General features: G+C 65.4%; 24 protein-coding genes. 19 read left to right on the forward strand and 5 right to left on the reverse strand.

Going from position 1 to position 26,378, the window contains the following annotated elements:
- Positions 1–2 precede the first annotated feature (2 nt).
- Entirely contained in the window at positions 3–2,714 is a 2,712-nt protein-coding gene (locus tag V9E98_15520) for a GNAT family N-acetyltransferase (GenBank protein ID MEI2718372.1), read from the reverse strand.
- Between the two features lie 87 nt (positions 2,715–2,801).
- On the opposite strand from V9E98_15520, the gene V9E98_15525 reads away from it, so the two are divergent.
- A complete protein-coding gene (locus V9E98_15525) occupies positions 2,802–5,240 on the forward strand; it encodes a DNA topoisomerase IV subunit A (GenBank protein ID MEI2718373.1) in 2,439 nt (812 codons plus the stop codon).
- A gap of 22 nt (positions 5,241–5,262) precedes the next feature.
- Here the strand turns inward: V9E98_15525 and rocD are convergent, their stop codons facing one another.
- Entirely contained in the window at positions 5,263–6,486 is a 1,224-nt protein-coding gene (gene rocD / locus V9E98_15530) for an ornithine--oxo-acid transaminase (protein ID MEI2718374.1), read from the reverse strand.
- Positions 6,487–6,631: 145 nt separating this feature from the next.
- Here rocD and V9E98_15535 point away from each other — a divergent pair, with 145 nt between their 5' ends.
- The 11 genes from V9E98_15535 to V9E98_15585 all read left to right on the forward strand — a co-directional run bounded on the left by V9E98_15535 (position 6,632) and on the right by V9E98_15585 (position 14,274).
- Positions 6,632–7,306, forward strand: a complete 675-nt coding sequence (locus V9E98_15535) for a helix-turn-helix domain-containing protein (protein MEI2718375.1) — start codon at positions 6,632–6,634, stop codon at positions 7,304–7,306.
- Positions 7,303–8,538: an FAD/NAD(P)-binding oxidoreductase gene (locus tag V9E98_15540; protein MEI2718376.1), complete on the forward strand. Its 1,236-nt coding sequence runs from the start codon at positions 7,303–7,305 to the stop codon at positions 8,536–8,538. The genes V9E98_15535 and V9E98_15540 overlap by 4 nt, the downstream gene beginning before the upstream one ends.
- The gene (locus V9E98_15545; GenBank protein MEI2718377.1) at positions 8,538–9,248 is read left to right on the forward strand and encodes a DUF1641 domain-containing protein; all 711 of its coding nucleotides are present in this window, start codon (positions 8,538–8,540) and stop codon (positions 9,246–9,248) included. The genes V9E98_15540 and V9E98_15545 overlap by 1 nt, the downstream gene beginning before the upstream one ends.
- 1 nt (position 9,249) lies before the next feature.
- On the forward strand, positions 9,250–9,564 hold the full coding sequence (locus V9E98_15550; GenBank protein ID MEI2718378.1) for a TusE/DsrC/DsvC family sulfur relay protein: 315 nt from the start codon (positions 9,250–9,252) through the stop codon (positions 9,562–9,564).
- Positions 9,565–9,581: 17 nt separating this feature from the next.
- Positions 9,582–10,097 (forward strand): DsrE/DsrF/DrsH-like family protein, encoded by a 516-nt coding sequence (locus V9E98_15555; GenBank protein ID MEI2718379.1) that lies wholly within the window; start codon positions 9,582–9,584, stop codon positions 10,095–10,097.
- A 233-nt stretch (positions 10,098–10,330) separates the two neighbouring features.
- Positions 10,331–10,699, forward strand: coding sequence for a hypothetical protein (locus V9E98_15560; protein ID MEI2718380.1), 369 nt, complete (start codon positions 10,331–10,333; stop codon positions 10,697–10,699).
- A gap of 44 nt (positions 10,700–10,743) precedes the next feature.
- Entirely contained in the window at positions 10,744–11,013 is a 270-nt protein-coding gene (locus tag V9E98_15565; protein ID MEI2718381.1) for a Nif11-like leader peptide family RiPP precursor, read from the forward strand.
- Between the two features lie 40 nt (positions 11,014–11,053).
- Positions 11,054–12,064: a zinc-binding alcohol dehydrogenase family protein gene (locus V9E98_15570; GenBank protein ID MEI2718382.1), complete on the forward strand. Its 1,011-nt coding sequence runs from the start codon at positions 11,054–11,056 to the stop codon at positions 12,062–12,064.
- Positions 12,065–12,068: 4 nt separating this feature from the next.
- Positions 12,069–12,422 carry a DUF167 domain-containing protein gene (locus V9E98_15575; GenBank protein ID MEI2718383.1) on the forward strand — a complete coding sequence of 118 codons (354 nt, stop codon included), beginning with the start codon at positions 12,069–12,071 and terminating at the stop codon, positions 12,420–12,422.
- On the forward strand, positions 12,419–13,003 hold the full coding sequence (locus tag V9E98_15580; GenBank protein ID MEI2718384.1) for a hypothetical protein: 585 nt from the start codon (positions 12,419–12,421) through the stop codon (positions 13,001–13,003). Before V9E98_15575 ends, V9E98_15580 begins: the two co-directional genes overlap by 4 nt.
- 86 nt (positions 13,004–13,089) lie before the next feature.
- Positions 13,090–14,274 carry a PrsW family glutamic-type intramembrane protease gene (locus V9E98_15585; protein ID MEI2718385.1) on the forward strand — a complete coding sequence of 395 codons (1,185 nt, stop codon included), beginning with the start codon at positions 13,090–13,092 and terminating at the stop codon, positions 14,272–14,274.
- 40 nt (positions 14,275–14,314) lie between these two features.
- Here V9E98_15585 and V9E98_15590 read toward each other — a convergent pair whose 3' ends face one another.
- A complete protein-coding gene (locus V9E98_15590) occupies positions 14,315–15,145 on the reverse strand; it encodes a glutamate--tRNA ligase family protein (GenBank protein MEI2718386.1) in 831 nt (276 codons plus the stop codon).
- A gap of 222 nt (positions 15,146–15,367) precedes the next feature.
- Here V9E98_15590 and V9E98_15595 point away from each other — a divergent pair, with 222 nt between their 5' ends.
- From V9E98_15595 to V9E98_15605, 3 genes are read left to right on the forward strand one after another with little or no spacing between them, the layout of a single operon-like run.
- Positions 15,368–15,949 (forward strand): thioredoxin family protein, encoded by a 582-nt coding sequence (locus tag V9E98_15595; protein MEI2718387.1) that lies wholly within the window; start codon positions 15,368–15,370, stop codon positions 15,947–15,949.
- Positions 15,950–15,960: 11 nt separating this feature from the next.
- Complete coding sequence (locus tag V9E98_15600) at positions 15,961–16,944, forward strand: NAD(P)/FAD-dependent oxidoreductase (GenBank protein ID MEI2718388.1); 984 nt, start codon at positions 15,961–15,963, stop codon at positions 16,942–16,944.
- Positions 16,941–17,456: a carbonic anhydrase gene (locus V9E98_15605; GenBank protein MEI2718389.1), complete on the forward strand. Its 516-nt coding sequence runs from the start codon at positions 16,941–16,943 to the stop codon at positions 17,454–17,456. Before V9E98_15600 ends, V9E98_15605 begins: the two co-directional genes overlap by 4 nt.
- Before the next feature lie 65 nt (positions 17,457–17,521).
- Here the strand turns inward: V9E98_15605 and V9E98_15610 are convergent, their stop codons facing one another.
- Positions 17,522–19,108 carry an extracellular solute-binding protein gene (locus tag V9E98_15610; GenBank protein MEI2718390.1) on the reverse strand — a complete coding sequence of 529 codons (1,587 nt, stop codon included), beginning with the start codon at positions 19,106–19,108 and terminating at the stop codon, positions 17,522–17,524.
- 219 nt (positions 19,109–19,327) lie between these two features.
- On the reverse strand, positions 19,328–21,442 hold the full coding sequence (locus V9E98_15615) for a DNA topoisomerase IV subunit B (GenBank protein ID MEI2718391.1): 2,115 nt from the start codon (positions 21,440–21,442) through the stop codon (positions 19,328–19,330).
- 117 nt (positions 21,443–21,559) lie between these two features.
- Between V9E98_15615 and V9E98_15620 the strand changes: the two genes are divergently transcribed.
- From V9E98_15620 to V9E98_15635, 4 genes are all read left to right on the forward strand, one after another.
- The gene (locus V9E98_15620) at positions 21,560–21,766 is read left to right on the forward strand and encodes a hypothetical protein (protein ID MEI2718392.1); all 207 of its coding nucleotides are present in this window, start codon (positions 21,560–21,562) and stop codon (positions 21,764–21,766) included.
- The gene (locus V9E98_15625) at positions 21,763–22,254 is read left to right on the forward strand and encodes a DUF456 domain-containing protein (protein ID MEI2718393.1); all 492 of its coding nucleotides are present in this window, start codon (positions 21,763–21,765) and stop codon (positions 22,252–22,254) included. Before V9E98_15620 ends, V9E98_15625 begins: the two co-directional genes overlap by 4 nt.
- A 30-nt stretch (positions 22,255–22,284) precedes the next feature.
- Positions 22,285–23,784 carry an amidase gene (locus V9E98_15630; GenBank protein ID MEI2718394.1) on the forward strand — a complete coding sequence of 500 codons (1,500 nt, stop codon included), beginning with the start codon at positions 22,285–22,287 and terminating at the stop codon, positions 23,782–23,784.
- 176 nt (positions 23,785–23,960) lie between these two features.
- A complete protein-coding gene (locus V9E98_15635) occupies positions 23,961–26,378 on the forward strand; it encodes an EAL domain-containing protein (GenBank protein MEI2718395.1) in 2,418 nt (805 codons plus the stop codon).

The following is a 26,378-nucleotide window of genomic DNA, read 5'->3' on the forward strand; positions in this document are numbered from 1 at the left end:
ACTCACGGGTCCACGAGCCGCCGGGCTTCGGAGTCACCGCGTGCATCCGGAATCCGTAGCCACGCGGAGGCGGACAGGACGGCCAGCCCCGACTCCGCGACAATCACCGGGTTCAGGTCCAACTGGGCGACCTGGGGTACTTCGTCGCTCATCCGGCCCAGGCGAGTCATCAGATCCTCGAGTGCGGCCACGTCGACGGGAACCGTTCCGCCGTAGCCGAACAGGATGCTCGACGCACCCGTCCCACGCACCAGTCGAGAGGCGTCACTGTCACTGATGGGGGGCACCTGGTAGGCGCGGTCCTCCAACAACTCGGGGATGGCACCCCCCAGCCCGAAGGACACGACGGGCCCGAAGAGGGGATCTTCCTGCGTGCGCAACATCACGTGCACCCCCGGCGCCGCCATTCGTTGCACGACCAGTTGGCTGCGCGCCTCGGCGTCCAGGGACGCCGCCATCGACAGGTACGCAGCCCGCAACGCCGCCTCGTTCTCGAGGTTGAGCCGGACCCCGGCGAATACCGATCGGCGCAGCATGCGGGGGTCGATACTCTTCAACACGACGGGCCAGCCGGCCTCGTCGGCGGCGGCGACCGCCTGGTCCTCGGTGGGCGCCGGATATTGCGGCCACAGTTCGATCCCGTAGCACGCGAGCAGAGCGGTCAGCCTGGTGCCGACCAGCGGTACGGTGCGCCGCTCGTCGGACGCCGAGCCGACGAGAACATCGGCGACGATCGCGCGGGCCCCCTCATCGTCGATGTCGGGGTGCTCAGGGACGTCACCGGCGGGACGACGACGCCATTCGGCGTAGTCGGACACCAGTTTGAGGCCCTGCACGGCTTCCTCCACGGTGCCGAAATAGGGGACCGAACCATGCCCGGCGGAACCGTCCTTGTCGCGGGCAGCGATCAATGAGTTGATTCCGTCCTCGGCGTGCAGGACCCCGACGACCGGGACCGTCGAGTTGGCGGACACGCGGAGCATCGCGCGCCGGACCTCGCGATCGTCCGACCGTGCCGGCGGCACGTGCACCACCAAGATGGCGTCCGCGGTTCCTTGCTCGAGGATGCCTTCGAGTTCGCTCTCCAACGCCCTTTCGAGCGACTCACCGTGCACGATCGGCTGCGCCACCACGTCCAGACCTGCCGTCGCGCACGTATCCGCGGCCAAGACGGCCAGATCATGCGTGTCCCCGATGACCGCGACACGCCGACCGGTCGGCAAGGGCTGGCAGGCCAGGATCGAGCCGACCCCGATCAACTGGCCCAGACTGTTGGTCTCGATGATCCCGGCATTGGCGATCAGTTGATCGACACCGCGGGCGGGGATGCCGGTACGCCGAGGTCGCGCCCCGAGGGGGAACGACTGACTGGTCCGGCCGGAGCGGACGACCACGATCGGCTTGTGCCGCGTGACCGAGCGAGCGATCCGGATGAATTTGCTGGGATTCGCGAGGCTCTCGACGTACAACAGGACGATCGCGGTGCTGGGATCCTCCCGCCAGTACTGCAACAGCTCATGTCCGGCCACATCGGCCCGGTTTCCCACAGACACGAATGTGGAGATACCCAGCCGACGCAGGGCCAGCCGATCGAGGGCTGCGACGGACAGCGGCGCCGACTGGCAGTACAGGGCCACGCGACCGCGCGGCGGGACATGCACCGGGACCGCCGCTCTGAGGTTGACTCTTGGGTCGGTGTTGATGATCCCGAGAGCGTTCGGACCGATGAGCCGCATGCCGTGCTCCCGGATGGAGGCCACCAGCTCGCGTTCCTTCTCGGCTCCCGACGGGCCGGCATCGGAGAACCCGGCGGAGATCACCACGAGGGCATGGGCGCCCGCCGCCCCGCTGTCGGCAACTACATCGGGAACCCGGTCGACCGGTACCACCACGAGAACCATGTCGACCGGACCGGGAGCGTCGCCGACGGTCTTGTAGGCCGGCAACCCGGCGACCATGCTCGCTTCGGGGTGGATGGGGAACAGCCGCCCCTCGAACCCGCCCTCACGCAGATTCCGCAGCACCAGGTTGCCCAGTGACTCGGTGCGCCGAGAGGCCCCCACGACGGCCACGGATCGGGGATCCATGAACCGCTCGACCGAACGCGCCTCCGAGCGTTGCTCGCGAGCCTGCATGACAGCTCGCACGCTCTTGGTCGCCTCCACCTCGAAAGCCAACTTCACGACGCCATCAGCGAGCTCCTGCGCGACCTTGTATCCCGCGTGGGAGAACGTCGCGGTCATGCGGCGGTTCTGCGGCAGGACCTCGGCGACGAACCGCCGGATCCCGCGTTCGCGGGCCGCCACCGCCAGATGCTCCAGAAGGACCGATCCCAGCCCGCGGCCCTGGTAGTCGTCGCGGACCGTGAAAGCGATCTCGGCGTCGGTCGCGCTGACCTTGTCATAGCGACCAACCCCGACGATCTCCCCCGCCACCGTGGCGACGAGGGCGACCCGCGACGCGTGATCGACCTGCGTGAATCGACGCACATCCTTGTCGGTGAGCTCGGGGTAGGGCGCGAAGAAGCGGTAGTAGATGGTCTCGGGCGACAACTGCGAATGGAAGACTCGCAACCGGTCGGCATCCTCCGGCGATATGGGGCGCAGGTGAACGACGCTGCCGTCCCGCAAGACCGCGTCAGCTTCCCAGTGGTGGGGATACTCGATCTTCGGTGCCACTTCTGGTGCAGCGCCTGCCGGATCGTCATCGGACACTCCGACACGCTATCGGGAGGGCGCACCGTATGTCGGGGCCGGCCCCACCCGCCGCCTACCCTAGGACGTCACCACAGGAGGATTCGCATGGCTCGTTCTGGCTCCAGGAGCGGTCCCACGCACGAGACCATCGTCGACGTCGACGTCACCGCCGAGATGCAGGGCTCTTTCCTCGAATACGCCTATTCGGTGATCTATTCGCGGGCCTTGCCCGACGCCCGCGACGGCCTCAAGCCTGTGCAACGCCGAATCCTGTTCCAGATGTCGCAGATGGGTCTGCGCCCGGACCGCGGTCACGTCAAGAGCGCACGGGTCGTGGGCGAAGTGATGGGTCGACTCCACCCCCACGGCGACGGCGCGATCTACGACGCCCTCGTGCGCATGGCGCAGCCGTTCAGTCTGCGGCTGCCGATGATCGACGGTCACGGCAACTTCGGCTCCCCCGACGACGGTCCCGCTGCGATGCGTTACACGGAGTGCCGGCTGGATCACCCCGCACTGGACATGACGGTGTCCATCGACGAGGACACCGTCGATTTCACGGCCAACTACGACGGTCGGGAACTCGAGCCATCAGTGCTCCCGGCGGCCATACCGAACCTGCTGGTCAACGGCGCCTCCGGTATCGCCGTCGGGATGGCCACCAACATGGCTCCGCACAACCTCGTCGAAGTGGTCGCGGCCGCCCGACATCTGCTCAAACATCCGAACTCCACGACCGCGAGCCTCACCCGCTTCATCCCTGGTCCGGACCTGCCCACGGGCGGCATGATCGTCGGCCTCGACGGCATCAAGCAGGCCTATGAAACGGGCAAGGGGTCCTTCCGGATGCGCGCCACGACCCGCATCGAACAAGTGACACCCCGGCGCCAGGGCATCGTGGTGACATCGCTTCCGTACTCGGTGGGGCCAGAGCGGGTCATCGAGCGCATCAAGGAACTGGTAGTCGCCAAGAAGCTCACCGGGATCAGCAACCTGACCGACCTCACCGACGCCGAGCATGGGCTGCGACTGGTCATCGAGATCAAATCCGGGTTCAACCCTCACGCGGTCTTGGCGCAGTTGCACAAGCTGACTCCACTCGAAGAGCAGTTCTCGATCAACAACGTCGCACTGGTCGACGGCCGACCTCAGACACTGGGGCTGAAGCAGCTGCTCCAGGTCTATGTCGACCATCGGATCGAAGTCGTGCGCCGCAGATCGGAGTACCGCCGCGGACGGGCCAGCGACCGACTGCACCTGGTCGAGGGTTTGTTGATTGCGATCCTCGACATCGACGAAGTCATCGCGATCATTCGCGGCAGCGACGACACCGCGATGGCCCGCCATCGCCTGATGGCGGCCTTCGAGCTCACCGAGACCCAGACCAACTACATCCTCGAGATGCCGCTGCGGCGGCTCACGAAGTTCTCCCGAATCGAGTTGGAGACCGAATCCGACGAACTCCGGCGGACCATCGAGGAGTTGAACCGGATCCTGCAGGATCCCGACGAGCTGAAACGGGTCGTGTCCGACGAACTCGCCGACGTCGCCAAACGCCACGGGGACCCGCGCCGCACCATCCTGCTGGAGTCCGACGGGGCCGAGCACGCCGCGGTCGCGGATGCCCCCCTCGAGGTTCCCGACGAGCCCTGCTGGGTGCTGATGTCCAACACCGGACTTCTCGCACGGACGTCCACAGCCGAGATCCCTGCTCCCGACGGCCCGCGCGGCAAACACGACTGCATCGTGTCCGCCACACGGGCCACAACCCGGGGCCAGGTCGGATTGTTGTGTTCGGACGGGGTGGTGCGCAAGATCTCGGTCCTCGAACTTCCGGCCCTCGCGGATACCAGTAGCGCGCCGATTCTGTCCGGTGGCGCTCCAGTTGGGGCCCTCGTGGACATGCCCCGCAAGACCTCAGTGGTCGCGGTGGTCGGGTTGACCGCGACCATCGCCATCGGAACGGCTCGCGGCAACGTCAAAAGGATCACGATCGAGGACGTTCCCTCCAAACTTGAGTTCGACCTCATCAAACTCGCCGATGGTGACCGTGTCGTGGGAGCAAGCCCAGCCGCCGATGACAGCCGACATCTGGTGCTCATCACTGCCGGCGGGCAGCTGCTGCGCTTCCCCGCCAAAGCGGTTCGGCCGCAGGGTCGCGCCGCAGCTGGCATGGCCGGGATCAAACTCGCGGCATCCGACGAGGTCGTGTTCTTCGGTGTCATCGACCCATCTGCCGAGTCGGTGGTCGTGACTGTTGCCGGCTCGTCGGACTCATTGCCGGGCACGACCGCCGGCACCGGCAAGTCAACGCCCGCCGCTGCCTACCCGACCAAGGGGCGAGCCACAGGCGGAGTTCGCTGCCACAAGTTCCGCACCGGGGAAGATCGCCTGCAACTCGCGTGGTGCGGCCCGGTGCCGGCGCGGGCATCGTCGGGTTCTGGCGTTCCCTTGGACCTGCCAGATCCCGACCCTCGCCGCGACGGCACCGGCCGACCTCTCAGCGCGCACATCGCAGCGGTCAGCGGTCCAGTCGCGGGGTAGGTCGACAGCTCGGGCTTATGGGTCAGGCCTGCGCCTGGTCGTGCAACGCCGCCAGAATCACGTCCAGACCGCGGTCGAGGTCGGGTTTGTCGATCACGATGGGTGGCGCCAGGCGCAGGGTGGTGGCGTGGGTGTCCTTGACGATGACGCCTTCGGCCAATGCCTGCAAAGCCGCGGGCCGCACCGGAGCGTACTGAGGGTGGACCTCGACCCCCGCCCACAAGCCGATCCCGCGCACCTCTTTGACCGACGAGGGGGCTTCTGCTGTCAGGCGCGCATTCATGTGAGTTCCGAGTTCGGTCGAGCGAGCCTGCATCCCGCCGGTGCGCAACAAGGCGATGGCCGCGCGGCCCACTGCAAGGGCGAGGGGGTTACCGCCGAAGGTCGAGCCGTGTTCCCCGGGGCGCAGGACTTCGAGGACGTCTCCCCGCCCCACAACTGCCGACACGGGCAGGATGCCGCCGCCCAGGGCCTTGCCCAGCAGCACCAGATCGGGCCGGACATTCTCGTGGTCCACGGCCAACGTGGTCCCCGTGCGCGCCAATCCCGATTGGATCTCGTCCGCGATGAACAGCACCCCGGCCTCGGCGCAGGCGTCGGCGGCGGCGCGCAGATAGCCCTCAGGGGGAATGATGATGCCGGCCTCGCCTTGGACGGGCTCCACGAGAAACGCCACGATGTCGGGGTTCTGCAAAGCCTGCCGGAGGCCGTCGATGTCGCCGTGATCGACCGCGACGAAACCGGGAGTGTAGGGCCCGAAGTCGTTGCGCGCGTCCGGGTCGCCACTGAACGAGATGATCGTCGTGGTTCGACCGTGGAAGTTGTTGTGGGCAACGACGATCGTCGCCCGGTCGTGCGGGACCCCCTTGACCCGATAACCCCAGGCCCGAGCGAGTTTGATGGCTGTCTCGACCGCTTCGGCGCCCGAGTTCATGGGCAGTACCCGGTCCTGGCCGATGAGATCGGCGAGTTCGGCGCAGAACGGCCCCATCTGGTCGTTGTGGACCGCCCGACTGGTCAACGTGAGTTGGTCGAGTTGGCGGTGCGCAGCAGCCACCAATGCAGGATGGCGGTGACCGAAGTTCAGGGCCGAGTAGGCGGACAGGAAGTCGAGGTAGCGGCGACCGTCCACATCGGTGACCCAGGCGCCCTCGCCCTCGGAGATCACGACGGGCAGCGGATGGTAGTTGTGCGCCCCCCGGGACTCCTCTAGGGCGACGAACTGCTCACCTGTCACTGGTTCCACGGCGAACTCCGATCAATTTTCCCGATCGTACGTCCCGCAGCCAACGCGACGGCGGATCGTGGCGTGCCCGCGAGGCGGACACCGCCCGCGATGACGGGACTTTCGACCCTATCGGCGTCTGCAGGATATGCATACGCTGCACAGTATGCAGATGTCGCACGAGACCCGGGTCGGCGGACTCGGCGCCGCGGTCCGCGAACTGCTCACCGCCCGTGAGGTACAGGAGATGCTGCACATCGATCGCTCCACGGTCTACCGCATGGCCGAAGACGGTCGGCTGCCCTCCATCCGGGTCGGCTCCCAGTGGCGCTTCCCCGCTGCTCAGATCAGCGCATTGTTGTCCGACGGTGGACGTACCGAGACATCCCCAGCAGCACCGGACCCCGCAGCGGCCCAGTCGGCCATCGACGTCGCCGCTGATCTGCTCGGGGTCATGATGGTCGTCACCGACATGTCCGGGCGTCCCGTGACCGATATCGCCAACCCGTGTCCGTGGTTCCGAGAGCACCGCGACGACCCCGACGTCATGAACTCGTGCCTCACGGAGTGGCGCCAACTGGCCGACCTGGACGATCTGCAACCTCGGTTCCAGCCCAGCGCCCTCGGTTTCGAATGCGCCCGCTCGTTCATCCGCTCCGGCAACTCGCTCGTCGGAATGGTCCTTGCCGGCGGCATCGAGCCACCGAACACCTCCCACGACGGGCTGTTCGAACTCGACCCGGCTGAACGTGATCGTGTCCTGGCGGCGCTGCCGAAGATCGCCGCATCACTGACAAGAACGGTGCCGACCGACGGCGCCCCCGAGAAGGAGAAACCATGAAGAGGCTGCTCGTCCTAGGCGCCGGTACCGCCGGAACCATGGCGGTCAACAAACTGCGTCCGCAACTGCCGCGCGACGAGTGGAACATCACGGTCATCGACCAGCACCAGACGCACTTCTATCAGCCTGGCTACCTGTTCATCCCGTTCGGTATCTACCGACCCGACGAGGTGGTCAAGCCCACCAAGCGGTTCATCCCGTCCGGTGTCGACCTGGTCGAGGGCGAGATCGACAAGGTCCTGCCCGACGACAACAAGGTTCTTCTCACTGATGGACGGGAGTTCCCCTACGACTACCTGATCATCGCCAGTGGCGCCACTCCCCGACCCGACCAGACCCCCGGCATGGACGACGATATGGGCGGCGACGTGCACGAGTTCTACACGTACGAGGGCGCCACGCGGCTCGCCGACAAGTTGCGCACCTGGGAGGGAGGTCGTCTCGTCGTCCACGTCACGGAGATGCCCATCAAGTGCCCCGTGGCTCCGCTGGAGTTCACGTTCCTGGCCGATGCATTCTTCGAGGAGCAGGGACTTCGCGACAAGGTCGACATCACCTACGTCACGCCACTCGAGGGCGCCTTCACCAAACCCGTGGCATCGAAGTACCTCGGCGACATGCTGGACACGCGCAACGTCCACCTCGAACCCGACTTCATGATCGAATCGGTGGACGCCGAGGGCAAGAAGATCGTCTCGTTCGATGAGCGTGAGGTTCCCTTCGACCTGCTGGTGACGATCCCGCTGAACATGGGTGCGGACTTCATCGCCCGGTCCGGCCTGGGCGACGACCTCAACTTCGTCCCGGTCGATCAGTACACGTTGCTGTCCAAGGCATATGACAACATCTTCGCCGTCGGCGATGCCTCCGACATCCCGGCGTCGAAAGCCGGTTCCGTGGCCCACTTCGCCATGGACCTGTTCCCCGCCAACTTCCTCAACCACATCCAGGGCCTCAAGATGACAGAGTTCTTCGATGGGCACGCCAACTGCTTCATCGAGACCGGGCACGGCAAGGGACTGCTGATCGACTTCAACTACGAAACGCAACCGCTCCCGGGCAAGTACCCACTGCCCGGCATCGGACCGTTCTCCCTGCTCAAGGAGACCGAGATGAATCACTGGGGCAAGGTGATGTTCCGGTGGATGTACTGGAACATCTTGCTTCCCGGCAAGGAACTGCCCCTTCCGGCTCTCATGTCCATGGCAGGCAAGGACACGGAGGACCTGTGATGACCACCGATCCCACCGTGGTCGAACTGGCCGATCGGGTCGACCGCATGAGCATGCAGATGGACTTCATCGCCGAGGAACTGATGGCCCAGCGAGAGGCCCGCGAGAAGTGGTCGGAGATGGCGGACACCCTCGTCCCCGTGTCACGGGGCGCCATGGACGTCGCCACCCGCGAACTCGAGGACCTGAGTGCCGACGTCACCGCCGAAGATCTCGCTCGATTCGCCCGCACGGCAGCTCGCAGTCTGCCGCGTCTGGAGATGCTGATGGCGCAGTTGGACAGCATGTCCGAACTCCTCCACACGCTGAATTCTTTGAGTGGTGCCGGGATGGGTCGCCTCACGGAGGTTCTGGAGGTCGCCGACGACAAGGGGTACTTCGCCTTTGCCCGCCAGGGTGGACTGATCGCAGACCGAGTGGTCACCGAGTTCTCGGAGGACGATGTCGCGGCTCTGGGTGACAACATCGTGACGATCCTCAACGCGATGAAGGAACTCACCCAACCCGAAGTGATGGCTCTGCTCCAGCGCACTGCCATCACCGTTCAGGACGGTGAGGACACCCATCTGGAACCCCCTTCGATGTTCGCATTGGTGAAATCCATGCGAGACCCCCAGACCAGGCGCGGACTGGCCCGAGTCCTGTCCATGCTGCACACCGTCGGCGAGGAACACCTCCCGTCGGGATCCACCCCCATAGAAAGGAAATGAGATGCCCACCGCCACCATCGCGGGCCAAGAGGTCCAGATCAACGACGAGGGTTTCCTCACCGAATACGACGAATGGAACGAAGACATCGGCAAGGAGCTCGCCGCCAATATCGGCGTCGACATGACCGACCGCCACTGGGAACTCATCCGTTGGCTCCGTGAGGACTTCAAGGAGAAGAACGAGACGGCGACCACCCGCCGGGTGCAGACCGTCGGAGGTTTCCCCACCAAGGAGCAGTTCCAACTGTTCCCCAAGAAGCCGGCGAAGAAGATGGCCTATGTCGCCGGTCTTCCCAAACCACACGGCTGCGTCTGAGGATCAAGGAGTAACCCATGACTATCGTTCCGAACTTCGGCGATGACGAGGCCACGGATCGCAAACTCGCGATCATCTGTTCCAAGGGCAACCTGGACATGGCCTACCCGGCCCTGATCCTGGGCAATGCCGCGCTGGGCGAAGGGGTCGAGACTCACCTCTTCTTCACCTTCTGGGGCTTCGACATGATCACCAAGTCCCGCATGAACGACCTGCAGTTCTCGCCCGCCGGCAACACCGCGATGCACCTGCCCGGTCGCGACACTCACTTGCCCCAGGCTCTGGCACCCGTGCCGGGGATGACGGCAATGGCGACCAAGATGCTCAAGAAACAGATCGCCGATCTCGGGGTTCCCGAGGTGCCCGAGTTCCTCGACCAGATCGTTGCCGCGGGTGGTCACCTGTGGGCCTGTCGGCTGTCAGCGGACATGAACAATCTGACCGACTCGGACCTTCGCGATGACATCGAGGGAATCATCAACGCCAGTGACTTCATCGAACTCACCGACGGGGCCCAACTGCTCTTCATCTGAGTGAGCCTCTGCATTTGAGCCGGTCTCGTCATCTGAGTGGGTCCCTTCATCTGAGTGGGTCCCTTCATCTGAGTGGGACAGGCGTATGGTGACCGATCCCCTGGGACGCCCGTTCCTGGGGATCGGTTTCTGATTGAGCGGACGAAATGGTCCGATCACCGGGGAACCTCTGCCCCGGACGGGTAGCGTCGTCCTCGCGGGATCGCCCCGCCCCACCACGGATGGAGACCGACGTGTCGAACCGCACCTTGATCCGACGAGCGGCGATCACGCTGCCCCTCGCCGGCGCTCTGGCCGCCCCCATGCTCATCTCGGGACCTGCCCAGGCCGCTGGTAAGCCACCGTGCACCAAGAAGGCAATCGGCAAAGCTGTCAAGGACGGCACGGTCGAGACAATGGTCTGCGGAAACAAGTCCGGATTCCGTTGGGGCGCAGGGTCGTACAGCACCGGCGAAGAAGATGCCGCCTACCTGGTCAAGGCCTTCACCGGAACTGCGGGTGACACCTGGAAGCGCGTCAAGGGCAAGAAGCTGACTGAAGCCTGTGACACGGGTCAGATCCCCAAGAAGGTCTACAAGGTGTCGCCCTGCGCCGTGAGTTGATCCTCGACGGTCAGAGATCATCAACGACGAAGAAGGGTTCGACGATGGCCGCGCTCGACGAACTGTTGGACAAGGCGCAGACCGATGAAACACTCATGGCGGCCCTACGCACAGCGACGACCAACGAGGACATCCTCAGGATCGCCGCCGAGCACGGCGTGCCGCTCAGCCCCGACGATCTGGACACCGACACGCAGTTGACCGACGCCGATCTGGAGAGCATGGCCGGCGGCCGGGCGTGGCCGACGATGGAGGTGTTCTGCGGCACCGTCGGTAACTTCTGCACCTTCAACCCCTACGCCTGCCAGGCCTGATCACTCTCGTCGGACCCGCTGCCGATCCCGGGAGGACCGCATGAAAGCCGTGGGTTACACCCAACCCGGGGCTCTCGATCGACCCGAGGCACTGATCGACTTCGAACTCCCGGAACCTCAGTCGGGTCCTACCGATCTCCTCGTCTCGGTCGATGCGGTTGCAGTCAATCCGGTCGACACGAAGATCCGGCGCACGCGACGCCCAGAGCCGGGAGCCTGGCAGGTGCTGGGATGGGACGCTGTCGGCACGGTGGTGTCGACTGGACATCACGCGGTGGGGTTCTCGCCTGGTGACCGCGTTTTCTACGCAGGCGCCATCGACCGACCCGGGTGCAACTCCCAGTTCCACGTTGTCGATCATCGGATTGCGGCGCACGCTCCGGTCGGCCTGTCGGATGCCCAAGTCGCAGCCTTGCCCCTGACCAGCCTCACGGCCTGGGAGTTGCTGTTCGACCGACTGGGCGTGCCGGTTGGAGGCGGAGCCGGGCACAACTTGCTGGTGATCGGGGCTCCCGGCGGTGTCGGGTCAATGCTGATCCAGTTCGCCCGCCGACTCACGAAACTCACCGTGATCGCGACGGCCGGCCGCCCCGAGAGCCGCATGTGGGTCAGCGGACTCGGTGCCCATCATGTGATCGATCATCGGCAGCCGTGGCTGCCGCAGTTGCACGACGTTGGGTGCGAGTCAGTCACATGGCAAGCCGCACTGACTCACACGGCACAGCACTGGGAGTCCATGGTCGAGATCGCCCAGCCTCAGGGTGCGATCGCTGTGATCGACGACCCAGGACCACTGGACGTGGCGGCGATGAAGCGCAAGAGCCTGGCGCTGCACTGGGAGTTCATGTTCACGAGGTCCCTCTTCGCCACCGAGGACATGGCCGAGCAAGGACGGATTCTCGGGAAGGTCGCAGATCTTGCTGCGAACGGAACAGTAGTCTCCCCCGTCACGCAAACACTGTCTCCCATTTCGGCCGCGCACCTACTCGATGCGCACCGTCAGAGCGAAGCGGGCACGACCATCGGCAAGATCGCTGTGACCGGCTGGTGACTGAGTGGCTGACTCGATTGACTCGCCAGTTCGTCTGCCAGTTCACGCCAAGCCCGGCAGCCGCCGGGAGTCGGTGACGCTCGGGACCGACGCCGCAGGCAAACGTGTTCTCGTGGTCAAAGTGAGCGCCCGGGCTGTGGAGGGAGCTGCCAACCGCGCCGTGGCGGCCGCGGTGGCGCACGCATTGGGGCTTCGGTCCCGACAGGTGGAGGTCGTGATGGGAGTACGATCCCGCACGAAGATCGTCGAGGTCCGCGCTTCGTCAGGCGATGTCCGCGCCGCCCTGTCTCGGTTGCGGGACACGTCCGTCCCGGGCGGTCCCGACCCCGGCACCGATGTCCGGAGGCGGTCTGTGTGACGCAACCTGATCCCGTCTCTGTGGCGGACCCCGAAGACACCCTCAGCGGCCGGTTCGTGGCTGTTGTTCTCGTGTTGGGTGTGATCATCACGGTTCTGCTCTGTTTCGCGCTGCCGGCAGTGGCCGGTCAGGTCTCCGAGGTGACGACCCCCAGCGGGGCGATCACCGATGGGCGGGTGAGCCTGCAGCCCCAGCCGGGCTGGGAAGTTCTGGCGAATACCGATCCTGACCAGCCGACGGAACAGTTGCTGGCCAAAGAAGGGGTGGTGCTCGCGCTCGTCACCGTGCCGGCAGATCTGGGTACCGATCCGCAGGCTTACCTGGACGCGATGCTGGAGCAGTTCGACGGCAGTCTCGTGCCCGACTACGAACCCGTCGCATTCGAGACTCCCACCGGTGACCAGGGGGTGGCGGTCATGGTGACCGGTACGAGTCAGGCCGGGATGCTCGCTGCCATCGTGTCCCGCGACAGCTCGGTCGCGGCGCTGGTACCCGTGATCGGGGACCCCGTGGCATCTTCTGCGTTGCTCAGTGAGATTTCCGAGATGGTCACGTCGGTACGTATCAAGAGAGCGTCATGATGGCCCCGGCCCCGGCTCCGGCTACCGCGCCGCGCCGCACTGTCTCCAAGGCTCCGCTGACGACCGGCAGTTCGCGCAGATGGATCTTGTTCGTCAGCATCGTGATCTCCCTGGTCCCGCTGTTGGTGAGCCTCGAGAACCTGCTGCTGTCATCGGAGGTGTCGCCGCTTCTGGCGGCGTCTTCGGCAGTGGTGTGGGCGCTTTACACGATCCCGTTCCTCATCATCATCCGTCGTATCGACTTCTTCGAGCGGGAGCCGTGGATCTCACTGGTGGCCGCCTTCTTGTGGGGCGGATTCATCGCGGGCGGAATGGCTCTGATGGCCAATGACGCGATCTTCGACCTGGTCACAGTGCAAGGCGGTGTGGTCGCAGCTCAGGACTGGGGAGCGGCCATCGCCGGGCCCACTACCGAGGAACTTGCCAAAGGGCTCGGCGTGTTGTTGATCCTCATGGCAAGCCCCCGCCGTCCCCGCACTGCCCTGGATGGCTTCGTCAGCGGAGCGGTGGTCGGGTTGGGCTTCCAAGTGATTGAGAACTTCGGCTACACCATGAACACCAGCGCCATCGAGGACGATCCCAGCCTGGCGCCGCTGGCTCAGATGTTCGTCATCCGAGGCCTGATCGCGGGTCCTTTCTCGCACGCCGTGTATACCGGAATCGTCGGACTCGGTATCGGGTATCTGGTCACAGCGACCGACCGAAGCATGCTGCGTCGGATCGGTGTCGCTCTTCTGGCGTTCATCGGTGCGTATGCGGCGCACTGGTTCTGGAACTCGCCACTGCTGATCAACCAGGTCAGCTTCCTGGGATCGGTGCTGGTCAAAGGGGCGTTCACCTTCGGCATCCTGATCGTGGGGCTGCGTATCGCCCGGCGGCGCGACGCCGCGTTCTTCAGCGAAGGCCTGTCCGGGGTGCCCGACTGGCTGTGTTCACCGGCGGAGCAGCAGAGCCTCTCGACAGGCAAGGGCCGCAAACGCGCGCGCACGGCAGCCAAACGCGCGGGGGGCCGACCTGCCAGACGGGCGATGGCGTCGCTGCAGCGAGCGCAGGCCGATCTGGCGGTTGCGGTGCGGGTAGGGGATCAGCAAGCAGCTGACAACGCCGTCGAACGGATCAGGGCCGCTCGCGCGGTCGTGCCGCTCCCGACGGCCGCAGCGTCTCCACCCGAACCGGTTTCCCCGACCGCCACTCAGCCGCCACCCAGCACGCAACCCCTTGCCGCCGAACCACATGCATGGGAGCCACCCACCGGCCCGCCCGTCGTGTGACTCGTGGTTCCGACAACCCTCGAACACACCAGTCGCAGACTCAGGGAGGCGCAATGCCAGCGGCGGCGCCTACTGCGCGCGCTGCTCGCCACAGGCGGGATCGACCGCCTGCGGTCGCAGCCATCGACCGAAGCGCGTCAGCTCCGTCCCGCTTCGACATCTTGGCGCCGGCTTCGTCGGTGAGCAGGTCATGATGCACAAACCGTGCCGCGGTGAATCGATCGGCGCCCAATGGTCCCGCCAACGACAACTGCGCCGCGGTCGATTCGGCGAGGTCTCGACCCCGAACCACAGTGTCGACAGCCAGTTCTCGGTCGAGCACCACGGAGGCCAACTGGTACGACGGCAGGTCATCCCGCCTCCATACGATGAAGTCCCCCATGGAATCGACCAACTCGGTCACCTGGACGCCGGACGCGGCGATGACCGATGCGTCGAATCGGTCGCTGCGGAAGCGCAATGACGATTCCCCTGGCCGTGCCGCGAGACCATGCCCCAGACATGGATCGACCACACCCGGACCCCGGTGCAGCAGCGTGGCTCGGGAACAGCGACAGCCGAAGACCAGGTCCTCGGCCAGAAGCGGATCCAGTTCTTGACGGAACTCGTCGACGCGCTGCAACTGCGAGTAGCTCTGTCTGAACTCCTCGGGCCCGGAGGGACCGTGAGTCACGGAGATCCCCAGCCAGTCCACCGCCCAGAAGATGTCATCGAGGAACCGCGGCGGCACCCGGACAAGATTCATGTCGTCGATGCGCAGATGAAGGGTGGATCCGGGCTCCGTGCGCGCCAGCCAGTCGGTGAGCAGAAAGTTGACCGCGTTCCCCGCATGCAGGAAGCCACTCGGGGTGGGAGCGATCCGGGTGATCACGCTTCTCCTTCCCGCGGCCCTTCGGGCGCCGCGATGTTTCCATCCGCACGCCGCGATGACCTTCCCGACATCGCGCGTCGAGTCGATCCCGTGAACAGTAGCGAAGGCATCACGCCTCCCCATGTTCTTCCTTTGGCCCAAGTTGCCGCACCCCCGGTGGGACGTCGCGCCGGCACACACCACTGCCAGAACGTGGCGGGGCTGATCGGTAGGCTCGCCACCATGGCAGTTCAATCTGGTCGAATCACGCTGGGAACCCCCCTGCCCGACGTCACCCTCACGGATCTCGACGGCCATTCCGTCAACCTCGCGGAATACCGCGGTACCGACTCACTCGTGGTCGCGTTCTGCTGCAATCACTGCCCCTATGTGCGTCACATCGAAGCCGCACTCGGTGTGCTGGTCGCGGAGTTCGACGAGGTGCCTGTGCGTTTTGTGGCGATCTCCTCCAACGACATCGCGGCCTACCCGGACGATGACGTGGCCGGGCTCAGGGACCAGGCCCAACGAGCGGACTGGCGGTTCCCCTACCTGCAGGACCTCGACCAGAGCGCGGCTCGAGCCTTCGCAGCGGCCTGCACGCCAGACTTCTTCGTCTACTCGCCCGAAGGGACCCTGGCCTACCGAGGTGCATTCGACGCCTCCAGCCCCAAGAACAATGAACCGCTGACCGGTGATCTGCTCCGCAGCGCGATCTCCGCGACCCTCCGCGGTGAGCCGGTGCCCCAGCCGCACCGGCCCGCGCTTGGCTGCGGCATCAAGTGGTTACCCGGCAACGAACCAGAGGCGGTCAGCTTCACGTGACAAACTCTCGTATGACAGATATCACCGTCGACGTCGGCATCATCGGCGCCGGCCCCACCGGCCTCTACGCCGCGTACTACGCAGGCTTCCGCGGCTGGAGCACCGCGGTCATCGACGCCTTACCAGAGATCGGCGGCCAGATCACCGCGATGTATCCCGAGAAGGACATCTTCGACGTCGCCGGATTCCCCAGCGTTCGCGGCAGGGTCCTGGTGGAGGAACTGGCCAAGCAAGCGGAGCAGTTCGATCCGCACTATGTGCTCGGCGACCAGGCGACGCAGATCGACGCACCCGACGGCGGCCCAGTCACCCTGACCCTCGCCAGCGGTACTACGGTCACGGCCAAGGCCGCGATCATCACGGGCGGAATCGGGTCTTTCAAGCCGCGACCGCTGCCCGCGGGCGGCGAGTGGGAAGGCAAGGGCTTGGTCTTCTTCATTCCCAAGCCTGAGGAACACGCGGGCAAGGACATCGTCATCGTGGGCGGCGGCGACTCGGCTCTGGACTGGGCGCACATGCTGCACCCCATCGCGCGCAGCGTGAGCGTCGTGCACCGTCGCGACCAGTTCCGCGCCCACGGCACCATGGTGGACAAGGCCCGCGAGATGGGAATCTCGCTGTTGACCCCCTGCGAGGTGACCGCGGTGCGTGGTGAGGGCGGGATCACCGAAGTCGAGGTCACCAGCAAGACCGACGGGTCGATCCGGGTCCTGCCCGCCGACACACTCGTCGCTGCTCTGGGCTTCATCGCGAACATCGGCCCCATGACAGGTTGGGGGCTTGACCTCGAGAAGAGACACATCCGGGTGGACACCACGATGAGGACCAATCTTCCGGGCGTATTCGCAGCGGGCGATATCGCGGTCTATCCGGGCAAGGTCCCCCTGCTCTCGATCGGCTTCGGCGAAGCTGCCCTGGCCGTCAACAACGCTGCGCCTCTTGTCAGTCCCGAACTCGGGGTGTTCCCCGGCCATTCCAGTGGAGAGTCCCAATGACCCAACCGTTCCCGTCCGACACCTTCACCGACGTCCTCGCCGCCAATCGCGAGTACGCCGCAACGTTCAGCGGACAGGAACTCACCGGCACCGCTCGCCGTGGGTTGGCGATCATCACATGCATGGATTCGCGGATCAACCCGCTCGCCATCGTCGGAATGCAGCCCGGCGATGTGAAGATCCTGCGAAACGCCGGTGCCCGCGTCACCGACGACGTTCTGCGGACACTGGTCCTCGCCACTCACTTGCTGGGTGTCACCCGGGTTCTCGTCATGCCCCACACCAACTGCAAGATGGCGTCAGCCACCGAGGACCAGATCCATGAGGCGCTACTGGAGGCCTCGGGAATGGACACACGCAGCCTTGACATCGCCGTGGTCGAAGACCAGATCGCCTCCCTGCGCAAGGACATCACCCGCATCGAGTCCCTGCCCTACCTGCCATCAGACTTGGTGGTGGGCGGCGCGATCTACGACGTGTTCACGGGTGAGTTGCGCCCGATCGACGCATAACCCAAAACATCTCCACCCCAGACACGCCCGGAGAGACCCCGCCAGACCAACCGAGTTTGCCCCGACTACGGCAGATCCGTCGGCAAGGAACCTGTCGCCATTTCTGAGGGGGACAGTGACGGCGGGCCGCTCGGCAAGGTGGCCGACGCGGTGGGAACGCCACTGGGTGACGGGAACCCCGACAGCCCGGTTGACGGCGCCGAGGGAGAAGGACTCACAGGCCCACTGGGACTACCGCCCGACACCGACGCCGATGGGGACTCTGAGGCCCCGGGCTTCGTCATGATCGCCTGAAGCATGTCTGGCAGGACCTGCTCCCGCTCAACTGCCGGCCACAGCGCCGCAGGCGGAGTGGTGCGACCCACGGACGCGAGTTTCGCCTGGATTTCGGCGACCGGATCCCCCTTCAACTCGGACACTGCACTGGCCAGAGCCGGAATGGTCTTGGTGTCGCGGGCCAACTGCCGCTGCACCGAGTCATCGAGGAACCGGGCCAGCCACTCCACTGCCAGGCCCTGTCTGATGCTGGCACTCGAGACCGCCAGGTCCGAACCCTCCAGCAGCTGCGGAGCGACAGCCCCCTCTGACTCCCCCGGAAGCGCGAACACACCGTGGGCCTTGGTGAGGGCATCAACCTCCCACGGCAGCATGAGGGCACTGGCCGCCCGGCCGTCGTCGAGTGCCTTCACCTGGCTGGCTGAGGTTTCGTCGGAGTCGGCGGGCGCCCGCGAGAACTTGCGCACGAGGGTCTGCCATTTGAGCAGACCGGCTTGGGATTCGCTGGAATCGACTGCGCCCACCCACGAGTCTCCGTCGGGGACAGCCAACTCACCGCCGTCGGACCAAATCCACGGCAGTGCGCCCTGCCAGTATCGACCCGGGAACCAGAAGGCCGAGTAGTCCGGCTGAACCCCGCCGGACTGGACCTTGTCCAGCGAAGCTTCCATCTCGCTGATTGTGCGGGGAGGTTCGGCGACCCCGGCCGCCTTCCACGCTGCCTTGTCGTAGGCGACAACCCGACCTTGCCCGTACAACGGGACGCCCACCAGCTCATCGCCGAGCTCGACGGACTCGCGGAGACCCTTGGTCCATTCGGCAAGCCGCAGTTTCGTCCGAACGGAGTCCAGGTCCGCGATCAATCCCTCGGCGCCGAGACTTGCCGGTGTGTCGTTGGCGATTTCGACGATGTCGGGCGTGGTCTCGGGATCGGGCAGTCGCTCTTGGAGTAGCTGGGAGATCGTGGCCCAGTCCTGTCGCTCGACGTTGACATCGACCTTGGGGTAGTCCTTGCGGAACAGTTTGTTGACGCGGTCGACGACCGCACCGGGCACTTCCGGCATGAGCCACACCGTCAACGTGTCGCGCGTGTTCTCGGCGGGCGCGATGATTTTCGAAGTGGACTCGGTTGCAGTCCCCGAAGGGGCGACGGCAGATTCCGGCGAATCGGATCCGGAGGGCTCGGAGGACGCGGCGCCCGCGGAGTCCGATGGCACGGGTCCGTTCAGGATCGCGGTGATCTGGTCGGCAGCGACCACGGTGGCCTGCGTGACCTGATCCACCGGGCCGATCTCGTCCGTGCCCTCCTCGCGGCCGCAGCCAGTGACCAGCAGTGCAGCACCGACGACGACGGTGACCACGGAACCGAACCTCATCGACACTCCTCTAACTCCTTCTCGCCTTGCTCCCGCTCGCGGCTCATGCTCCCCCAGGGGGACATCCGACTCCCGCTCGGGCGGATACCTGTTCGCCAAGCACCGAGCCCTTGCCGGCGGCACCCGATTCCGGCCGCGAGCGCAGCCATCCTGCCACTGCGCCGTGACTGAGCCGCCCAGGCGTGGCCGTATCGCAACCGGGTTAAGCGTGGAGCCGGGTCATGCGTCGATGCGTTCCCGATCGAGATCCTGCGACGACGTCACGAGGAACTCCTTGCGCGGCGCTACCTCGTTGCCCATCAGCAGGTGGAACACATGTTCAGCTGCTGCCGCGTCCTCGACCCCGACTCGACGCAGGGTTCGACTCGATCGCGACATCGTCGTGTCCCGCAATTGGGCGGCATCCATCTCGCCGAGACCCTTGTAGCGCTGGACGGGGTCCTTGACCCGGATCCCCTTCTTGTCGAGGTCCTTCATGGTCTGACGCATTTCGGCTTCGGAGTACGTGTAGATCACCTCGCCGCCTCGCTTGCCGGCAGCGACGGTCTCGATGCGGTGCAGCGGAGGAACGGCCGCGTACACCCGACCGGCCTCGATCAACGGGCGCATGTAGCGATAAAAGAGCGTCAGCAGAAGGCACCTGATGTGGGCGCCGTCGACATCCGCGTCACTCATCATGATGATCTTGCCGTAGCGCACGGACTCTGGGTCGAATGTGCGCCCCGACCCCGCCCCGATGACCTGGATGATGGCCGCGCATTCGGCGTTCTTGAGCATGTCCGCGACGGAGGCTTTCTGGACGTTGAGGATCTTGCCGCGAATCGGAAGGAGTGCTTGGTACTCACTGTTGCGAGCGAGTTTGGCGGTGCCGAGGGCACTGTCGCCCTCGACGATGAAGAGTTCGCTGTCAGCAACGTCCCGGCTGCGGCAGTCCACCAGTTTGGCGGGCAACGTGGAGGATTCCAGCGCGGTTTTGCGTCGTTGCAGATCGCGGGTCTGGCGCGCCTGAATGCGGGTCCGCATCGCGTTGGCGACCTTCTCGAGGGCGTTCTTCGCCGGGATCTTGTCGCCGCGGGGTGGAGTCGCGAACCAGCGGCCGAGCTCGGTGTTGACGACTCCGGCGACGATCTTCGCGGCCGCGGGAGTCCCCAGGACCTCCTTGGTCTGTCCTTCGAACTGAGGTTCCGCCAACCGCACCGTGACAACGGCTGTCATGCCCTCCAGCACGTCATCCTTGACGATGGCATCCTCACTGGCCTTGATGACTTTGGCGGCTCGCAGCCGTTCGTTCAGTGTCTTGACCAGGGCCCGCTCGAAGCCGGCGATGTGAGTGCCGCCCTTGGGCGTCGCGATGATGTTGACGAACGAGCGCACGACCGTGTCGTAGCCGGAGGTCCAGCGCAAGGCGATGTCGACGGTCAGTTCGCGATCGACGTCCTGTGGGTTCATGTGACCCGCGTCATCCAGGACCGGGACGGTCTCGGTGAAGGTCTCGGTGCCGGCCAGCCGGACCACTGGCGTCACCGGTTCCCCCACGGTGAGATGGTCGACGTAGTCGACGATGCCGCCACTGTGGTGGAAGGTCTCGTCGATGACCTGGTCTGGATTCCGCTCGTCAAGCAGCCGAATCGTGACCCCAGGGACCAGGAAGGTGGTCTGCTGGATTCGGGCCCGCAACTCGTCGATGTCGTAAGCGGCGCCTTTTGTGAAGATTTTGGTGTCAGCCCACCAGCGCACCCGGGTTCCGGTCTTCTTGGCGGAGCATCGGCCAGCCACCTGGAGACCTGACTGGCGCGTGAACTCGGAGGTCGGTCCGGGCTCGGCGAAAACGCCGGGAACCCCCCTGCGGAAGGACATTGTGTGGATCCTGCCACCGCGGTCGACCTCGACGTCGAGGCGCTCGGACAAGGCGTTGACGACGGAGGCGCCCACGCCATGCAGGCCACCTGACGCCGTATAAGAGCCACCCCCGAACTTGCCCCCGGCGTGGAGTTTCGTGAACACAACCTCGACCCCGGTGAGGCGGGTCTTGGGCTCCTTGTCGACCGGGACCCCGCGGCCATCGTCACGGATCTCGACCGAGCCATCGGGGAACAGATGGACCTCGATGTGCTGACACCAGCCTCCGAGCGCCTCGTCGACCGCGTTGTCGAGGATTTCCCACAGGCAGTGCATCAGACCGCGACCGTCGGTGGACCCGATGTACATACCCGGCCGCTTGCGTACCGCGTCGAGCCCTTCGAGGACCCGCAACTGCTTCGCCGAGTACACCCCGGGATCCTTGTCGGCGCGGCGGCGCGGGGTCCGCGCGGTCGGAGTGGGATCAGCGGTCACGCGGTCAAGACTACGACGGCCATCGGTGGGTCACGGCTAAGCCCTGCGCGAACCGCCGCGTCGGCAGTTCGTGCCTGTCGGCGGTCGGTGTCACTATGAATCATGGAGGTGGAACTCATGCCCACGACTGTGACCCCCGTCCTGGCCGCAGACGATCGCTGCGACCGTTGCGGCGCCCAGGCGTATGTACTGGTCCGGCTCCACTCCGGACTCGACCTTCAGTTCTGCGTCCATCACTACACCGCTCATTCGCAGGCTTTGCAGCCATTGGTCCTCGAGGTCGTGGATGAGTCCAGTCGATTGTTCGAGGCCACCGCCCGGTGATCGACATCCTGGCGACCCTCGTCGCCGGGGCTGTCATCGTTCTGGGGATCGTCGGCACCGTCGTCCCCCTCCTCCCCGGCTCACTTCTGGTCATGGCGGGGGTCGTCCTCTACGCGATTCTCATCAACGAACCCATTGCCTGGGCCGGTGCCGGCGTCGCTGTGGTCGTTCTGGTCCTGGGGATGGTGGGCAAGTGGCTCATCCCCGCCAAGAAGGTGTCCGGCCAGGTGGACAACTTCCCCATCATCGTCGGCGGCATCTGCGCCGTCATCGGCTTCTTCGTGATCCCGGTGGTCGGGATCCTCGTCGGTTTCATCGTGGGCGTGTTGGGCACCGAACTCGTGCGCACCCGCTCGTGGCACAGGGCGTGGCCCGCCACGAAGACCGCGATCCACGCCGCGGGCCTGTCCATGCTGATCGAGCTCACCTCGGTGGTGCTCGCAGGTTGTGTGTGGCTGGCGACCATACTGGCTCTCGTGGTCTTCTGAGATTCGACCACGACGGCGGAGGGCGCAAGAATGAAGTTCACGGAGTACCGGGCGATGGACGCCACGGACATGATCCAGGGGATTCGGGACAAGCAGTTCACAGCTGACGAACTCCTCGACGCGGCCGTGGACCGGCTGGGACAGGTCAACTCACGGATCAACGCCGTTGTCCTCGACCTGACCCGACGGGCCGCGACCCAGATCTCCGAAGGTCTGCCGGAGGGCGAGTTGTCGGGTGTGCCCCTGGTCGTGAAGGACATGGACGGGACCCTCGCGGATGCCGTGTGCACCTTCGGGTCCCGGTCGCTGCGCGACTGGATCGCCCCCAACGACTCGACCCTGTTCGCGCGCTACCGTCGCAACGGCGTGGTGTTCGTCGGCAAGACCAACTGCCCCGAGTTCGGCATCATGGGCATCACCGAGCCCGAGGTCCATGGACCGACGCGTAACCCCTGGAACACCAACCACACGCCGGGTGGATCCAGCGGCGGTTCCGCCGCTGCCGTGGCGGCGGGAATCGTCCCAGTCGGCCACGCCGGTGACGGTGGCGGCTCCATCCGAATCCCCAGCGCCTACTGCGGGCTTTTCGGCCTGAAACCGAGCCGCGGTCGGATGCCGATGGGTCCGGACGTGAGCGAGGGCTGGAACGGGCTCGCGCTGCCGCACGTGATCACGCGCAGCGTGCGCGACAGCGCATTGTTCCTGCAGCAAACCCACGGACCGGACCTCGGCGCCCCGTACGGGGAACCCACTGGCAGCACTCGTTTCGTCGCCGCTGCAGGTCGGCATCCCCGCAAGCTGCGGGTGGGCGTTACTCGCCGCGCCTTCCTCGCCGACGACCAGCATCGCGAGATCGTGGCGGCTGTCGACAACACCGCCGGGCTCCTGGCAGAGCTCGGTCACGACGTCGTCGAACTCGATCTGACCTTCGACGCAGAGCAGGTCGCCGAGGCCTATCTGACGATCAATGCCGCGAACATCGCCCGAGACATCGCCGAGACGCGGACCAAGACGGGACGCGATCCCAAGCCTCAGAACTTCGAACGGGCGACATGGTTCCTCGGGCAGGTCGGCAACGCCTTGTCTGCCCACGAGCTGGAGGACGCCCTCGCCGTGGTCGGCAGCCTCACCCGGTCGATCGCCCGACAGACCGAGGCCATCGATGTTCACGTCAGCGCCACGACCGCACAACCTCCCGCGGCCGTTGGTGAGTTGGGGCTGGGACTGGCCGAACGTTTGGGACTTTCCACGATCCGCAGGGTCTCGGCCGTCGCCGGTCCCACGATGAATCCGGTGTTCCGTCAGGCGATTCGCCAGTTGGCGTCGGACTCGCTGGCCCGCACCCCGAACACCCAGATCTTCAACATGACCGGCCAGCCGGCCATGAGTGTTCCGTTGGCCTGGACCACGACCGGACTCCCCATCGGCATCCAGTTCGCCGCCGCGCCCGGCCAAGAGGCACTGCTGTTGTCGCTGGGGGCGCAACTCGAGGAAGCGCGGCCGTGGTTCGACCGCACCCCGCCCCTGTGACCGTGGTGGTTGACGGAGCGGATCCACTGCCACAGCTACAACCATGGCGACGTCTATGCGATCGCAACGCCATGAAGGCCGCTTAACCGACGCCGCCAGTCGGGCCATCAGGTCGGGGAGCGAGTAGCGTGAAAGATGTTGGGGGCCCACCTGCGTCCCTGGACCGGAGCACCGATATGGCGGATCAAGCCGACTCCGGCCAGGTTGATCCCCTGTGGCGGGCCGCCATCGACGTAGCTCCGGACCTCATGTGTATCCGTGACGCGGACGGGCGATTCGTCGCCGTGAATCGCGCTTTCGCGCAACTGGTCCAACTCCCCGCCACCGACATTGTGGGGCGCACTGTACGTGAGTTGTGGCCACGCCCGACCGCCGACCGCATGGATCGCCACGATGCGGAGGTGCGGGAACGGCGAGCCGGCGTCACCTACGTCAATATCTTCGGGTCGGACGAAGACGCGGTGGAACTGCTGGTGACAACCGAGCTGTTGCGGTCGGGCGCACACGATGGACTGTTGTTCTCCGTTGCCCGCAATCTCACGGCGCTGCAAGACCTCGATGTCGCCATCCATGACCGGGAGTTCGTCTTTCGAGACCTCTTCGACAAGGTCGGCGACGGGATCTTCATCACCGACCTGGAGACCATGCGCTTCCGCGCCTTCAACACTGCGGCACACGAATCGCTCGGGTATACACGAGCCGAGATGGCGGCGATGAGTGTCGGCGACCTGCAAGCAGACGGGGGGCACCACTGGCCCGCGGAAACCCGAGAACATCTGCTCGCCCACGGTCGGGCCCGCTTCTCGAGCCGACATCGCCGCAAGGATGGTGGTATCCGCGAGGTGGAAGTCGACCTCACCCTGTCCGAGATCGGTGGTCGGCCCGTGCTCATCGCCGTGGTCCATGACATCACCGAACTTCAGTTCCAGTCACAATTGCTCGCGGAGGCCGAACAGCTGGCCCAACTGGGCAGTTGGAATCTCGATCTGACAACCGATGAGTTGCATTGGTCGGCCGAGACACATCGGATCTTCGAGACGGATCCTGGGAGTTTCACTCCGGACTACGACGCGTTCCTCGAGTTCGTCCACCCGGATGACCGTCACCTTCTCACTGAGGCATACCGTCGATCTGTCGAGACCCACTCCCCGTACTCCATCGAACATCGGGTGCTCTTCCGCGATGGGAGGGTCAAGTTCATCCACGAGCGCGGAAGGACTGAATACGGCAGCGACGGGCTTCCACTCCGCTCGATCGGTACCGCGCAGGACGTGACGGAGCTTCGTCAAGCGCGCGACTCCTTGGAGAAGCTGGCATTTGAGGACCATCTCACCGGGCTACCCAACCGCACAGCGGCCCGAAACGAACTGGAACGGATGTTGCAGAGAGGGGCCCCGGTCGCAGTGCTCCAGTTGGACCTCGTGGAGTTTCAGCAGATCAACGGCACCTACGGCCATGAGTTCGGTGACGAAGTGCTGCGCCGCGTGGGCCGGACGCTGGCCCGCCTGTTGCCCGCCAAGGATCACCTCTCGCGTATTGGCGGGGACGAGTTCTTGATCCTCAGCCCGGGGATCTCGTCCGAAGAAGCCCTCGAACTTGCCAATCGTGTGCGGGCAGCCGTTCAGCTCGTCACTTCGGGCCCTCTTGACGTTCCGATCCGATTGGACACTCGCGTGGGATTGGCAGTGGGATCGGACCCGGATGCGGGCACCCTGCTGCAGCACGCGGATATCGCCCTGCACCTTGCGCGGGGAGCCGAAGCCTGTCAGCTCTATCGCGAGGACATGTCCGAGGTGATGCGCCAGCACATGGTCGTGTTGTCACGTTTCGATCAGGCTCTCGAGCGCGACCAACTCTTTCTGGAGTACCAGGCCCAAGTGGACTCCGACGGTGCGTTGACCGGCGCCGAGGCCTTGGTCCGGTGGCGAACGGAGAACAACGAGGTTCTTCCCCCAGGCGCGTTCATCCCGATCATCGAGGGGACACCCCTCGTCGAAAGACTGGGGGTGTGGGTCCTCGACCGCGCGGCAAGACAGATGGCTGATTGGCGCAGCCAGGGGCTGCCTTTCCCCTCGGTGTCCGTGAACCTGTCACCACGGCACTTCCTCACAGAGCCGGGAATCTCGCCCGTGCTACTGGCGACTTTGGAACGCTACGGGCTTCCCCGAGATGCCCTCGAGGTCGAGATCACCGAGTCGGTCGTGATGCCGTTGACGGGACAGATTCCCGCCGACGTCGAACGTCTCGCTGCGTCGGGGGTTCCGATCGCCATCGACGACTTCGGCACCGGTTATTCGTCACTGTCCATGCTTTACCGGATTCCGTTGCACCGTTTGAAGATCGACCGGTCACTGATCCGGGGGGTACCCAGCAATACGGGAGCAGCGTCGATTGTGTCAGCGACGATCGCACTGGCGGAGGCGCTCAATCTCGAGTGTCTCGCCGAGGGGGTCGAAACCGCCGAGGAGTTGGCTTGGCTACGCTCGGCGGGCTTCAACCGCTACCAAGGCTTCCTTTTCGCCCGCCCACAGCCGCCGGAAGTGTTCGCCCAGCGCTGGCTGGCTGCACCTGACGCCGCAATCGGCGGAACCTGA

This window comes from Candidatus Nanopelagicales bacterium, from assembly GCA_037045355.1.
In the GTDB taxonomy this organism is placed as follows: domain Bacteria; phylum Actinomycetota; class Actinomycetes; order S36-B12.

Coding starts and splice junctions, on each gene's coding strand:
- V9E98_15525 (MEI2718373.1), top strand. CDS start 2,802: ATGGCTCGTTCTGGCTCCAGGAGCGGTCCCACGCACGAGACCATCGTC.
- V9E98_15535 (MEI2718375.1), top strand. CDS start 6,632: ATGCAGATGTCGCACGAGACCCGGGTCGGCGGACTCGGCGCCGCGGTC.
- V9E98_15540 (MEI2718376.1), top strand. CDS start 7,303: ATGAAGAGGCTGCTCGTCCTAGGCGCCGGTACCGCCGGAACCATGGCG.
- V9E98_15545 (MEI2718377.1), top strand. CDS start 8,538: ATGACCACCGATCCCACCGTGGTCGAACTGGCCGATCGGGTCGACCGC.
- V9E98_15550 (MEI2718378.1), top strand. CDS start 9,250: ATGCCCACCGCCACCATCGCGGGCCAAGAGGTCCAGATCAACGACGAG.
- V9E98_15555 (MEI2718379.1), top strand. CDS start 9,582: ATGACTATCGTTCCGAACTTCGGCGATGACGAGGCCACGGATCGCAAA.
- V9E98_15565 (MEI2718381.1), top strand. CDS start 10,744: ATGGCCGCGCTCGACGAACTGTTGGACAAGGCGCAGACCGATGAAACA.
- V9E98_15570 (MEI2718382.1), top strand. CDS start 11,054: ATGAAAGCCGTGGGTTACACCCAACCCGGGGCTCTCGATCGACCCGAG.
- V9E98_15595 (MEI2718387.1), top strand. CDS start 15,368: ATGGCAGTTCAATCTGGTCGAATCACGCTGGGAACCCCCCTGCCCGAC.
- V9E98_15600 (MEI2718388.1), top strand. CDS start 15,961: ATGACAGATATCACCGTCGACGTCGGCATCATCGGCGCCGGCCCCACC.
- V9E98_15605 (MEI2718389.1), top strand. CDS start 16,941: ATGACCCAACCGTTCCCGTCCGACACCTTCACCGACGTCCTCGCCGCC.
- V9E98_15610 (MEI2718390.1), bottom strand. CDS start 19,108: ATGAGGTTCGGTTCCGTGGTCACCGTCGTCGTCGGTGCTGCACTGCTG.
- V9E98_15620 (MEI2718392.1), top strand. CDS start 21,560: ATGCCCACGACTGTGACCCCCGTCCTGGCCGCAGACGATCGCTGCGAC.
- V9E98_15630 (MEI2718394.1), top strand. CDS start 22,285: ATGAAGTTCACGGAGTACCGGGCGATGGACGCCACGGACATGATCCAG.
- V9E98_15635 (MEI2718395.1), top strand. CDS start 23,961: ATGGCGGATCAAGCCGACTCCGGCCAGGTTGATCCCCTGTGGCGGGCC.